This is a genomic window from uncultured Legionella sp., from assembly GCF_937871865.1.
In the GTDB taxonomy this organism is placed as follows: Bacteria; Pseudomonadota; Gammaproteobacteria; order Legionellales; family Legionellaceae; genus Legionella.
The window spans coordinates 1-13,014 of sequence record NZ_CALMPD010000155.1; the positions used below are offsets into that span (position 1 = coordinate 1).

Below are 13,014 nucleotides of genomic sequence, written 5' to 3' on the forward strand. Positions count from 1 at the left end.
ATGGTTATCTCTCCAGTTTTTGCAAATGGTAATAGCAATGTCTGCTGCAATCAAATGGGTGGAGTTAATTATTGTGATTCATCTGCAGGTCGTCTGGTATGCAATAATGGTTTTTATTCAACCTGCTATTGTGATCGCCATGCGGTGATGGACTTACAACTCCTGAAAGGATGCTGCCTCTGGAATGGAGGAGTGTCTCCAGATTACACGCTTAGTGGCTTGGTTGTATGTAATGATGGCTCAATTTCTGAAGAATGCACACTACAAAACCCACAGCAATCAATCGCGACCTGGTAATTTCAACGTCAGCCATAGAAATTTATTCTAATACAGTTATAATTTGACCATCCAGCGATGCTCTTGATTACTATTAAATTGAGAGCTTTCACTTAGTTCATAGCGAGAGAAAGTGGCTCAGTCCCCATGGACACTGCCATTAAGTTAAGGATTTTGGTTGTCATCCTGAAGAGCTAGAGATGAAAGATCTCCCGAGATTCAGGAGATCCTTCGCTATGCTCAGGATGACGTACTTTTTTTAACGTTATGGCCTAGCCTCTGGCCTAACGAACATTTACGAGATGCATGCTGTCAATGCCTAGATGTAAAAACCAAACGAGATGTTATGAACACAGATTTTTATAAATTAATTTTAGTAACCCATCGCCAGAATATTCCTTTATCTCAATATCTGAATTTTATAAAAGAATGTATTTCATCAGGAGTGACCAGCGTTCAATTAAGAGAAAAAAATGGGGATGCCGCATTCAAACTGGAATTTGCCCAACATCTGAAACAGATATTAAGCCCATTTAACATCCCTCTTCTAATCAATGATGATACTGCCCTGGCGCAGCAAGTTAATGCAGAAGGTGTCCATTTAGGTCAAACGGACACAGCGCCGACAAAAGCCAGAGAGTTGCTTGGTGCTGGCAAATTTATTGGTTTATCAATCGAATCAGAACATGATTTGGTTCAAGCCAACCAATCAGAATTAAGCTATGTTGCGGCCAGTGCCGTGTTTCCAAGCCAACATAAGAACAACTTAAAAACCATCTGGGGTCTTGATGGTCTTACAAAACTTTGCCAAAAATCAAATCATCCGGTTGTCGGCATTGGAGGAATTGATGAAACAAATCTATCGCAAATACTTCAGGCTGGAGCAAGAGGAGTTGCAGTAATCGGAGCACTTCATCAGGCGGAGAACCCATCTAAAATGGCCTTAAAACTGCGTCAAATCCTTGATACAGGAGTTAGTAGATGATGATAGAGCAGATTAAATCCTCATTCGCACAAATAAAGCAAAACAAACCGTTGATATTATGTCTTACCAATTATGTGACTATGGACTTGATGGCAAACAGCCTTCTGGCGCTTGGTGCTGCTCCACTGATGTCAGAATCAATGACCGAGCTAGAAGAGTTAGTCACGATAAGCCAGGCGGTGTACATTAATATTGGCACATTAAATGATGCATTTATGGAGAGAGCGGTTTATGCAGCACAAATTGCTAATTCACTTAATAAGCCAGTTATTCTTGATCCCGTGGGCTCAGGAGCAAGTGCCTTAAGAACATTATCATCAAAAAAACTACTGAGCTTAGCCAATATAATAAGAGGAAATGCCAGTGAAATTATTTCTCTTTCTGATTTAAATAGCTTGACTAAAGGTGTAGAAACAACGCATCAAGTAGAAAGCGCTATTGACACAGCGCTCTCTTTGGCACAGGAGCATAATAAAACAGTAGTTATCAGCGGACCAAAAGACTTTGTAACCGATGGCCTACAAAAACAGACACTGCCCTTTGGTTCATCTTTAATGCCATTGATTACAGGAATGGGATGTACACTAACCGCTGTTCTCAGTGCTTTTGTAGCCGTAAATTCAAATCATTTTGCAGCAAGTTGTGCAGCAACAGCTTATTTCGGTCTTTGTGGTCAATTGACTCATCAGCAAAACCAGGCACCTGGCTCATTCAGACAGGCTTTTATTGATACTTTATATCAACCAGACTGGAGCTACTTTACCGAAGCCTGTAATAATAACTTAAGAGTGAATGTATAAATGCAATATAAAGCGTTATCAATAGCAGGCTTTGATGGTTCTGGTGGTGCAGGCATCCAGGCTGATCTTAAAACATTTTCAGCTTTAGGCTGTTATGGAATGACGGTTCTCACTGCCCTTCCAATTCAAAATACTCAAGGAGTCAGATCATGCTATGAGATTCCTCTTCAGGCGATAGAAGATCAACTCAATGTTCTCTTTGATGATATAACACCTGACAGTATTAAAATTGGTATGCTGTTTAACAGTGATATTATCGAATTAGTTGCAGGCTTTCTTAAAAAAAGAGCAATTAATATTCCACTAGTACTCGATCCAGTGACTCTTGCTAAAAGTGGAGACTCCTTATTATTACCAGAGGCGATTGAAACATTAATCAATAAGCTCATGCCTCTCGCAACAATAATTACTCCCAATATACCAGAAGCATACACATTTACCGGTATTAATGCCCAATCAGAAAAAGAAATGATATCTGTTGCGGAAAAACTTCTTGGTTTCGGTCCAGAATTTGTCTTATTGAAAGGCGGCCATCTACAATCTAGTGAGTCGAATGATTTACTCTATGGAAAAGACGGCAGCAGCACCTGGTATAAAAACAGCAGAATTGATTCTAAAAACACGCACGGAACCGGATGTACCTTATCTGCGGCAATTGCTGCCTGCCTTGCACAAAACATAGAGCTAAAGCAAGCCTGCACTATTGCAAAAGCCTATCTTACCAATGCGATTCAAGCATCTAAAGATCAATCTGTTGGTCTAGGAAATGGTCCTGTCCATCATTTCTATCACCAGTGGCCTAGCTTCTCAGATGCTGACAGCATCTACCGGAGTATCACCCACAACAGGTAGCTGAGTTTCAAATTCCTGTTTGATGATTCGCTTCTCGAGGAGCTCGCCAAAACATAAAGCACTCATCACGACCAATAAGTAACCGACAGCTGAATAGCACAAAATAGTATCGGAAAAAGAACCGATACAAAAAGAGATTAATATACCCAGAAGAATGGGTTTTGTTTCTGTTAATTGAAAAGAGGTAATCAGCAAGCTTGCCAAAAACACAAGCAATAGAACAAAACCTAATAATCCCTGCTCTGAAAGAGTCATCCAATATTGACTATGAGGATCAGTTAATTCAGTCCCCCAACCAGGTACAGGAGCATCCAATGCAAAACTGTACTTGAATGCCCCGGTGCCAATTCCAATAATAGGATGTGTTTCCCATAAAGATCGGGCATAATTATGAAATTGAATTCTAAAACCTAGAGAAGTATTTTGATTGTTTTCTTTTAAAGCCTGAAGATCAGTCATCAAATCATGAACTCTGGTATACATCGTTGGACTTTCATTGTAAACAACGGCAATGGCGCTACTGAATACCAGTATGCCGATGAGTGCCTTTTTGCGGGTTAGTTTTTGCATAATGAGAAATGCCATTAAAATTAAATAAACCACATAACCCGTTCTTCCTGTATTAATAAATAATACCTGATAGCTCATTAATAAAACCAAGCTGCCGTACAGTATTCGCCGCCAACCTTTATACTGAACAGCATATAATCCAGATAAATATGCAGCAAAAGCCATCATAAAACCAGTTATAATGTGATTGTAAAAAACTTCTCCCGGATCTCCGGATTCAAGAACATTGCTTGCTTTGAGTATAGAAATAATACAGGTAACGAGCATAGCAGCAAGATAACTTTTAATGGTCAAATTGCGCACCCAAGGATTGATAAAACCAACAGCAATCACAGGGAGATAAATTAACTTTGCATATTTGCCAAGCACTTTTAATTGCATTAAAAAAGGAGCAGGACTCCAGAGACAGGCGATTAGTATAAAAGCCAATAAGCTTAAAGCAGCACGCCCCCACAAGGAGCTAAATGCATAGGGGATGTATTGGCTATAATGAGGAGTCAGCAATATGGTCCCAACACTGCATGCGAAAAAAATTGATTTTATGCTAGGACTTATGGGAATAAAAAACATAAATAAAACGAATAGAATTGGAGTCAATAATATTCCTTTACCCTCAATCAATCTCACAATTCATCCTCTTTGGTAGTTAAACTGGGTAATTCATCAATATTGCGATCTTTGTATATTTGTTTGATCCCACGATAAAAAGTCCCTTGTGCACTAAAGACTGCGAATAAAAAGCCAAGTTTTCCATCCAGAAAGCCACGCTGCAATATAAAACAACGACCAAACATCCAGCTTGTACTTAACAAAATTTGAATAAACCCAATTGGTTTATTCGATTCAATACGAATTTTAGCGCTATATGACGAATATTTATTAAGCTTATACAATACATGATTAATGTCTTGATAAGAATGATGCTTTATCGCATTTTTTAATTTACCTATTCTTGAACTGGGAGATACAAGGATTTTTTCATGAATAATGTCATTACTGTAATTAGCATTAGCTCGTTTAAACAAACGAATATGCCGCTTAGGAGAGGCAGAATACTTTAATAATTTATTGTAAAAGAACATTTGTATAGGAATTCTGAACGCATCCGCAGATCCGTCAGAAATCCGTTTTAAGATTTCTTCACGTAACTGGTCACTAACGGATTCATCAGCATCAAGATTAAAAACCCAATCACCCTTTGCTTGCAAGAGCGCTCTTTGTTTTTGAATACCGTACCCCTGCCAGTCAGTTTGATGTATATTTTCAGTATATTCTTGTGCAATCGCCAAAGTGTTATCAGTGCTACCTGAATCAACTACTATGATTTCGTCTGCAAAACTCACCGACTCCAGACATCTTCGGATGTTTGACTCTTCATTTTTAGTTATTATTATTACGGTTAGCATGAATAATTGAATCATCAGAAAAAGGAATATTATATATAGAATTAGGCAGGATTGTAACTGTATTAAGCTGCCAGATACCTTTGCTGACAGCCTGAGCGGTTATTATTTTAATAATCAATCGGTTATTAGTATGTGATGTCACACAGCAATGACAAGAGAAATTGTTTCTATTCCGAATTCACCTTGGCTGCCCTAAGCATCCAGACTCAAAACAAGATTCCTGGATACTGGTCAAGCCACGGTAATTCGGTACCATCAGTTAAAAATTGTATTCCGAATTACCGCGACTTATCGAGATGTTGTTACACCACGCCTTCACGGTGATCATGACTGTCAAAATGTAACTTGCCATCTTTCACTTTGAGAATGACATGTCCTCCGTGCATCAATTTACCGAACAACAATTCATCAGCAAGCGGTTTTTTCACATTTTCCTGAATCAAACGCGCCATAGGACGTGCACCCATTGCCTTATCATAGCCATGTTCGATCAGCCACTCACGAGCAGATTTATCAACGATAAATGAGACCCCTTTATGACTCAGTTGTTCATCCAGCTCCATAATAAATTTATCAACAACCAAACCAATCGTTTGAGAATCTAGTGGAGCAAAATTGATGATGGCATCCAATCTGTTTCTAAACTCAGGAGTGAATTGTTTCTTAATGACTTCCAACCCATCGTGACTATTATCCTGTCTTGAGAAGCCTATTGAATTACGGACAATTTCGCTTGCTCCGGCATTACTGGTCATCACAAGAATAATATGTCTGAAATCAGCCTGGCGACCGTTGGTGTCAGTCAAAGTACCATGATCCATAATCTGCAATAATAAATTGAAGACATCTGGATGGGCTTTTTCAATTTCATCCAACAACAACACTGCGTGCGGATTTTTAGTCACGGCTTCGGTTAATAACCCGCCTTGATCATAGCCAACATATCCGGGAGGGGCACCTATAAGTCTTGAAACAGTATGCTTTTCCATATATTCAGACATATCAAATCGTAAGAGTTCAATGCCAAGAACATTAGCCAATTGTCTGGTTACTTCTGTTTTACCAACCCCGGTGGGACCTGCAAACAAGAAACAACCCACTGGTTTTTGTGGCTCTCTTAATCCAGACCGACCTAATTTAATTGCAGAAGACAAAGCAGTAATAGCCTGATCTTGTCCATATACTAACAATTTGAGATCACGTTCCAAATTACGAAGGGTGTCTTTGTCGCGAGCGGATACTTTCTTGATGGGTATCCGAGCAATCTTAGCAACGACACTTTCTATTTCAGTAACACTGATAATTTTTCTACGTTTATTCGCAGTTAATAGATTTTGATAAGCTCCTGCTTCATCAACCACATCAATCGCCTTATCTGGTAAGAAACGATCATTGATGTATTTAGCAGATAATTCTGCAGCTGCTTTCAACGAAGGTATTGAGAATTTTACCCCATGATGCTCTTCCAGGCGTCCCTTCAGACCTTTAAGAATTTCAAAAGTTTCATCAATAGTCGGCTCTGAAATATCTATTTTCTGGAAACGTCTTGCCAACGCTCTGTCTTTTTCAAAAATACCGCGATATTCCTGATAAGTCGTAGAGCCAATACATTTTAATTCACCATTAGCCAATAGAGGCTTTATGAGATTAGAGGCGTCCATAACACCGCCAGAAGCAGCGCCAGCTCCAATAATGGTATGAATTTCGTCGATAAAGAGAACAGCACCTTCTTGTTGTCCCAGCTGTTTCAGAACTGCTTTTAGGCGTTTCTCGAAATCACCACGATACTTGGTTCCCGCCAATAAAGCACCCAAATCCAGTGAATACACAACACATCCACGGATTGCATCTGGAATTTCGCCATCGACAATTCGTCGTGCCAAACCTTCGGCAATTGCAGTTTTGCCTACGCCAGCTTCGCCTACCAACAAAGGGTTATTTTTTCGACGGCGACATAAAACCTGAATGGTTCGTTGAATTTCTTCATGTCTGCCAATCAAAGGATCAATTTTACCCTGTTTTGCACGTCGATTAAGATTCATGCAATAACTGTCCAGAGGTGACTCATTACCTTCGGGAGACATCATGTCTTCATCCATAGATGCATTCATATTCTCTTGCATGTCATTATTTTGATATTTTGACACACCATGAGAGATGTAATTGATGACATCAAGGCGAGTAATATTTTCACGACGCAAGAAATACACCGCCTGACTTTCCTGTTCGCTAAAAATTGCAGCCAACACATTCGCACCAGTTACTTCAGTTTTTCCAGCAGACTGTACATGAAAAACAGCTCGTTGTAATACACGCTGGAAGCCTAAAGTAGGCTGTGTTTCTCTATCTAACTCATCGTCAGGAATTCTTGGTGTCGTTTCATCAATGAACTCTATCAGGTCTCGGCGTAAAGAATCGATATTAGCGTCACAAGCTTGCAACACATTACCTGCTGCTGGATTATCAAGTAAGGACAACAGCAAATGTTCAACTGTCATAAATTCATGACGCTTTTCTTTTGCTTCCTTGAAGGCTAGATTCAAGGTGAATTCTAGTTCTTTATTTAACATTGTCGTTGCTCCTTTCCAGCCCACCACCAGTCATTCGGGTTCCATACTAGATAGCAATGGATGTTGATTCATTCTGGCGTATTCATTTACCAGAGCTACTTTCGTTTCTGCTATATCTCTTGTAAAGACCCCACACACGCCCTTCCCTTGTATATGAACCTGTAACATCACCTGAATTGCAATCTCCTCATTCAAGTGAAAGAAATGCTTCAGTACTTCTACCACAAAATCCATTGGCGTATAGTCATCATTGAGCAATACAACTTTATATTTTCTAGGCAATTTAATCTCTGTGCTAACCTCAGCCTCAGCTATCTCATACCTAACAAATTCCTCTAAATTTTGCCCGCTCATAACTAACAACCTCATACTATTTTTATAGACTCCCTGCACGCATTTGGCCAGTAAATTTAGTTATTTTTCATGAAATATTTAGCCGTTGAAATAATCAATAACATATTGATTAGTATGAGTTCACACAATTGTAAAGTTCTCGTTACAATTTGCGTTCAGGAATGTAGAGAACAATATTCCTGAATAACGACAGCCTCGTGTGCAAAAGCATTTAATTCCAATCTAACAAATTTACATTACAGGAGTAGTGGGTTTAACGGTCTGGCTGGTATTACAATTGATAAAAAAACAACCGAATTATAATTTGCTTTATCATCCGGTTGTTTTCCAGCATCTACTTATATATCTTAAGTAAAATTACAGTATTTTCCAATGAGACACACATTACATATGTTTGATTACAGCATCGCCAAATCCAGAACTACTTACTAAAGTAGCACCAGTCATTCCTCTTTCAAAATCATAAGTTACGGTTTTGGCCTCAATCGCACCTTCCATACCTTTAATGATTAAGTCAGCAGCTTCAGTCCACCCCATGTGTCGTAACATCATTTCAGCAGAAAGAATAATAGAACCAGGATTTACTTTGTTCTGACCAGCATATTTTGGTGCTGTACCATGAGTCGCTTCAAATACGGCAACATCATCACTCATGTTTGCACCTGGAGCAATACCAATACCACCAACCTGTGCAGCCAAAGCATCAGAAATGTAATCACCGTTCAGGTTTAGAGTAGCGATAACGCTGTAGTCTTCTGGTCGAAGTAAAATTTGTTGCAAAAATGCATCTGCAATAACATCATTGATAATGATTTGTTTGCCTGTTCTAGGATTTGTAAACTCCATCCAAGGACCGCCTTGATATTCTTTAGCACCAAACGAATCACGAGCGACCTGATATCCCCAATCCTTAAACGATCCTTCGGTAAATTTCATAATATTACCTTTATGAACCAAAGTTACCGTTTGGCGATCGTTATCAATTGCATATTGAATTGCCGCTTTAACCAGGCGCGTTGTTCCTTCTTTTGATACAGGCTTGATACCAATACCGCAATGCTCAGGAAAACGAATTTTTTTAACACCCATTTCATTTTGCAAAAACTGGATTACTTTTTTTGCTTCAGCAGTATCTGCCTGCCATTCGATTCCCGCATAAATATCTTCTGAGTTTTCACGGAAAATAACCATGTCAGTTTTCCATGGCTCTTTGACTGGACTTGGAACGCCTTTAAAATATCGAATAGGACGCAAGCATGTATAGAGATCCATATCCTGACGAATAGCCACGTTCAGCGAACGAATACCACCACCGACTGGCGTTGTTAATGGTCCTTTGATTGAAACCACATATTTCTTCATGGCATCTATGGTTTCTTTGGGTAACCATTGATCGCTGCCGTATACTTTAGTCGCTTTTTCACCAGCATAGACTTCCATCCAGGCAATTTTTTTCTCATCGCCATAAGCCTTCTTAACAGCAGCATCAACAACATGAATCATCGGAGGTGTCACATCAACACCTATACCGTCCCCTTCGATAAAAGGAATTATAGGATTATTAGGAACACGAAGAGAAAGATCAGCCGCCACTGTGATGGTTTCGCCCTGCGCAGGCACTTTAATTTTATCGTATGTCATTGACCACTCCGTAAATTTTAGAGAGATCAATCATAGCATGTGATAACGCGGAATCCCAAACATGAATTCATTAAATTTTATAAGTTATCGCGTCATCCTACGCACGTTGTAACATTTTGATCTGTTCCATTAGCTGATCATAACCCGCTTCTACATTGATGTACTCGCTTTTAGCTAAAAACACCGAAAGAGAACCATCATCAGTTGCCGAAGGTTTTTGTAAAATGCCGTTGAATCCTTCCATCTTTAAACGCAGGTAATCACTTAATTTAGTGACCAAATAAAAATTCCTGAAATAATTATCAGGATTCATATGTACTGCTTTGGCATCACTTGCCAGATCATGTCCGGGTAAATAATTTTTTAAAGAATATGTTGAATTATTATGAACAGCAATCACTTTGCCATCAGGAAGTAGTCCCTTGATTTTACTTGCTAATTTTTTAACTTCGCGATGAGCCTCTGGCGAGTAAGAGCTGTATTGAGTTAATGTTTTTTTAATGCCTTTGTCTGTATATATTCTATTGGGATCAAACTCATAACGTGTGTTATTTAAATGAAATACAATATTACGTCCCCCTGAATGAACCAGAGTAATCAGACTTCCACCGTCTTTGCGAATAACAGCTTTTGCAGCTTTTAGTGCAGTTTGCTCATTATGGTGTACATGCACATAGGTTTTACCTTTTCCAGCAGTATGCTGAACTACAACAAGTTCATCACCTACCATTACTTTATGATTAACCGCACAACCAACCTGAGTTAAGATGAAGAAAGTGAGCACTAGCCATTTCATGAACAAAGTTCACCATAAAGAGTAAATTTCCACCATTGTATAGATATATTCTTCGAAAAACAATGTGTTGACAGCTGACTCTAACATCTCAATAACCGGAGGAATTCTCCCCGCATCCAATTACCGCCGACAAGTAACGATAATTAGGTACACTAGTTTACCAGACTCATGGAGAGGTTATCCTCTGGTTAGGCAGCAAAACTCATAAGCAAATTACCCCTTACAAGGTCCAGAATGTTCAGACAATGACTCACAATCGTTTTCGAGTGTTGAATTGGTATTTAACTGAACAAAATAATCCTCTTTCCAACGAGGGTGAACTGCGAACGATGGAATATGCTCTAATTGTTTCTCAATGCCCAGCGTATGATTCTTAAACAATTCAAATATAAATCCTTTAAAAGCAGATTCAACAAAAGTTGTTCCAGCAGGACACGCACGTTTACCACCAGAAAAGGGAAAGTAATTTTCTCCCATAAAGTGCATCTTACGTTCTTTAACTACAGGCATAAAGCGCAGCGGATCAAAAAGATGCGGATTAGGCCAAAGTTCAGGATCATGGTGAGTAGATCTGATAGCAAAAAATAAATAAGAATTCGGATAAATGGTGCAAGTGGATTTTTCTTTATTCTTGTTTTCCACATTCATAGTGGAAGTGACAGAAGCTACTCTAGGTACAACGGCTGTTGGTGAAGCAAATCGTATCGTTTCCCTATAAATACAATCCAGGTACTCTAAATCCTTAAACGATTGTGTTGACAGTTCACCAACAGATTGTATTTCTTTATATAAACGCTCATAAATTGAAGGAGAGGAACTAATATACGCCATTGCAACCATTAAAATAAATGATAAGTTGCTCTCAACAAGAAACCCGGCTCCTCCATGCGATGATATTAATTTAGCAACGGCTGCTTCTGAAGATTCCTTCTCATCAAATTGAAACTGAGTTAATACATACCCTTTTTTGTCTTCTAAGATTTTTTTAGCTTCCTTTGCTAAAATAACATCGCTCATAGCCAACATTTTGGCTTTCATCTGGGCAAATTCGTTAGAAGTTGCATTTCCATCAGCAATCAAATCATTCGCTTCTCTGATTAATGGCACATATTCTCTGGGAAACTCTTGAATACCCAAAAAAGATCGCCCAATCAGTGTGGCTCCAATATAGGTAACATTGTCCTGCAAGGATAATTGGTCATCCCAAATTTCAGAAACCGTAGCACCTAATTCCTTTGCACATTCCAAAGCCCTTTTACTGGATAAATTGGCTCTGATTTTTTGTTTTTCTTGTTTCGCTGCATCACCCAAAAGATTAACAATAGTGGTGGCCTCAGTTGCTTGCCTCACTCGCTCATGCGGCTCTCGTGCTTTGCTGTCTTTTACATGCTCACCGTATTCAGCCACAGCTTCCAGATTACTTTTTGTTCCAGAAAAAACATAGATACGCGGGACAAAACTAACTGCCCAGGATACCAGAGGAATTTGTCTTAGAACGCCCCCAAAAGGCAATGGCTCAAGAATACCAACCCCAGTCTCTTTTGAACGTTCATACCCTTCGCTCAAAATATAATCACTTCCATTTGCCCAAAGTTCATAAGCGTCATAAAAGGGGATATACGTTTTCCAATTATCCCAACTGTCGAAAAAACCTGTATTATCCAACTCATCATAAAATTGAAACATAAAACTCCTTGTTTACTTTATTGAATGCTTATAGTTTAAAATTAACTTTTAAATATCCCTAATCGGACTTCAATACTTTCTCTGTCCCCGTCTTCATGGGGGAATTCTGTTGCGCTGTGAATACCATTAGTAGAACTGAACAGATAACACTGTCCCTTCATTCCCGGTCGATAAAACCAAGGATCTGATTTTTTTCCAGGTGGAGTAAGACTCATTGCTTTAAACGTTGTACCATCACGACGTACGGCATCGTATTCATGTAAACGTGATGCATCTATTTTATTATTTGCACAAAGTGCCAAAGGAGAAGCAGTAATATAATCTAAAGGCATCCATATATTAATCATAAACTCAATATCCCGGGCATGGTATCTATCACCCAGTTTCTGAACCACTCGTGGAGCCCATTGCTTCCGAAAGGCATCTAAAGTGTTTGAAACCCCGTGCTCAGGAAAATCAATATGAGTGAGAGGTACGCTTTTAAACGCATTATTACTTGATTTTCTGGTATTACGATAGACCGTATCGAAAGCAACAACGCGCATTCCGAAATACTGTGATACTAATGACTCCAGTGCTTCACGGATTTGTTCACGTAAAATACTCCGCTCTTCTAATGTACTTATGCTAAATTGAGTCAATAATTTCTGAATAGCATCAGGTAGAACTTTAACCTCAAATCCATGCTTTGATAACCGGGCATTGAAATCTATTGTTCGAACAAGCTGTTTTTTAGGGATAATCAGTCCTTTCTTGATTAAATCAGGTAAATCCTTTGTATCAATAGTAATTAAATTGCCATCTGCTAAATAATTAAAATAAGCTTCAAAATCTAAATTTGGCTTTAACTCATATGGTATTTTTACTGTCAGCACAATAAAACCTGGTTGGGTTACGCCATTTCTACTTTTACTTTTTTTTGTCTCATGCTCTATCGTTTTATTTTTATATGTTTTATCAATTTTTATTAACGACATGAATTAAATACCCATTCAAACAAATTTCTGTTCTATTTATGAACAGCTATTTTATAGCGTTAACCTTAAGGAATAATTAAGTGTATGCCTAATTTATTCTC

The 13,014-nt window shown here is 38.7% G+C and carries 12 protein-coding genes; 4 read left to right on the top strand and 8 right to left on the bottom strand.

The features are described from left to right. From Q0495_RS08545 to thiD, 4 genes are all read left to right on the top strand, one after another. A partial coding sequence (locus Q0495_RS08545; RefSeq protein WP_298624999.1) for a neurogenic locus notch occupies window positions 1-297 on the top strand: 297 nt, incomplete at its 5' end. 325 nt (window positions 298-622) lie between these two features. Next, window positions 623-1,261, top strand: coding sequence for a thiamine phosphate synthase (thiE, locus tag Q0495_RS08550; protein WP_298625001.1), 639 nt, complete (start codon window positions 623-625; stop codon window positions 1,259-1,261). Further along, window positions 1,258-2,061, top strand: a complete 804-nt coding sequence (thiM, locus tag Q0495_RS08555; protein ID WP_298625003.1) for a hydroxyethylthiazole kinase — start codon at window positions 1,258-1,260, stop codon at window positions 2,059-2,061. Before thiE ends, thiM begins: the two co-directional genes overlap by 4 nt. Further along, window positions 2,062-2,913: a bifunctional hydroxymethylpyrimidine kinase/phosphomethylpyrimidine kinase gene (thiD, locus tag Q0495_RS08560; protein WP_298625005.1), complete on the top strand. Its 852-nt coding sequence runs from the start codon at window positions 2,062-2,064 to the stop codon at window positions 2,911-2,913. It abuts the gene before it with no gap. Here thiD and Q0495_RS08565 read toward each other — a convergent pair. From Q0495_RS08565 to Q0495_RS08600, 8 genes are all read right to left on the bottom strand, one after another. Then, a complete protein-coding gene (locus tag Q0495_RS08565) occupies window positions 2,869-4,110 on the bottom strand; it encodes an O-antigen ligase (RefSeq protein WP_298625007.1) in 1,242 nt (413 codons plus the stop codon). The genes thiD and Q0495_RS08565 overlap by 45 nt on opposite strands. Beyond that, entirely contained in the window at window positions 4,107-4,889 is a 783-nt protein-coding gene (locus Q0495_RS08570; RefSeq protein WP_298625009.1) for a glycosyltransferase family 2 protein, read from the bottom strand. The genes Q0495_RS08565 and Q0495_RS08570 overlap by 4 nt, the downstream gene beginning before the upstream one ends. 302 nt (window positions 4,890-5,191) lie before the next feature. Continuing rightward, complete coding sequence (clpA, locus tag Q0495_RS08575; protein WP_298625010.1) at window positions 5,192-7,459, bottom strand: ATP-dependent Clp protease ATP-binding subunit ClpA; 2,268 nt, start codon at window positions 7,457-7,459, stop codon at window positions 5,192-5,194. Window positions 7,460-7,489: 30 nt separating this feature from the next. Continuing rightward, a complete protein-coding gene (gene clpS / locus Q0495_RS08580) occupies window positions 7,490-7,813 on the bottom strand; it encodes an ATP-dependent Clp protease adapter ClpS (RefSeq protein ID WP_298625012.1) in 324 nt (107 codons plus the stop codon). Between the two features lie 384 nt (window positions 7,814-8,197). After that, complete coding sequence (icd, locus tag Q0495_RS08585) at window positions 8,198-9,454, bottom strand: NADP-dependent isocitrate dehydrogenase (protein WP_298625014.1); 1,257 nt, start codon at window positions 9,452-9,454, stop codon at window positions 8,198-8,200. Window positions 9,455-9,551: 97 nt separating this feature from the next. Continuing rightward, the gene (locus tag Q0495_RS08590) at window positions 9,552-10,250 is read right to left on the bottom strand and encodes a protein tyrosine phosphatase (protein WP_298625016.1); all 699 of its coding nucleotides are present in this window, start codon (window positions 10,248-10,250) and stop codon (window positions 9,552-9,554) included. 213 nt (window positions 10,251-10,463) lie between these two features. Further along, complete coding sequence (locus Q0495_RS08595) at window positions 10,464-11,936, bottom strand: cytochrome P450 (protein WP_298625018.1); 1,473 nt, start codon at window positions 11,934-11,936, stop codon at window positions 10,464-10,466. A gap of 41 nt (window positions 11,937-11,977) precedes the next feature. Further along, complete coding sequence (locus Q0495_RS08600; protein WP_298625020.1) at window positions 11,978-12,913, bottom strand: hypothetical protein; 936 nt, start codon at window positions 12,911-12,913, stop codon at window positions 11,978-11,980. Window positions 12,914-13,014: the final 101 nt, after the last annotated feature.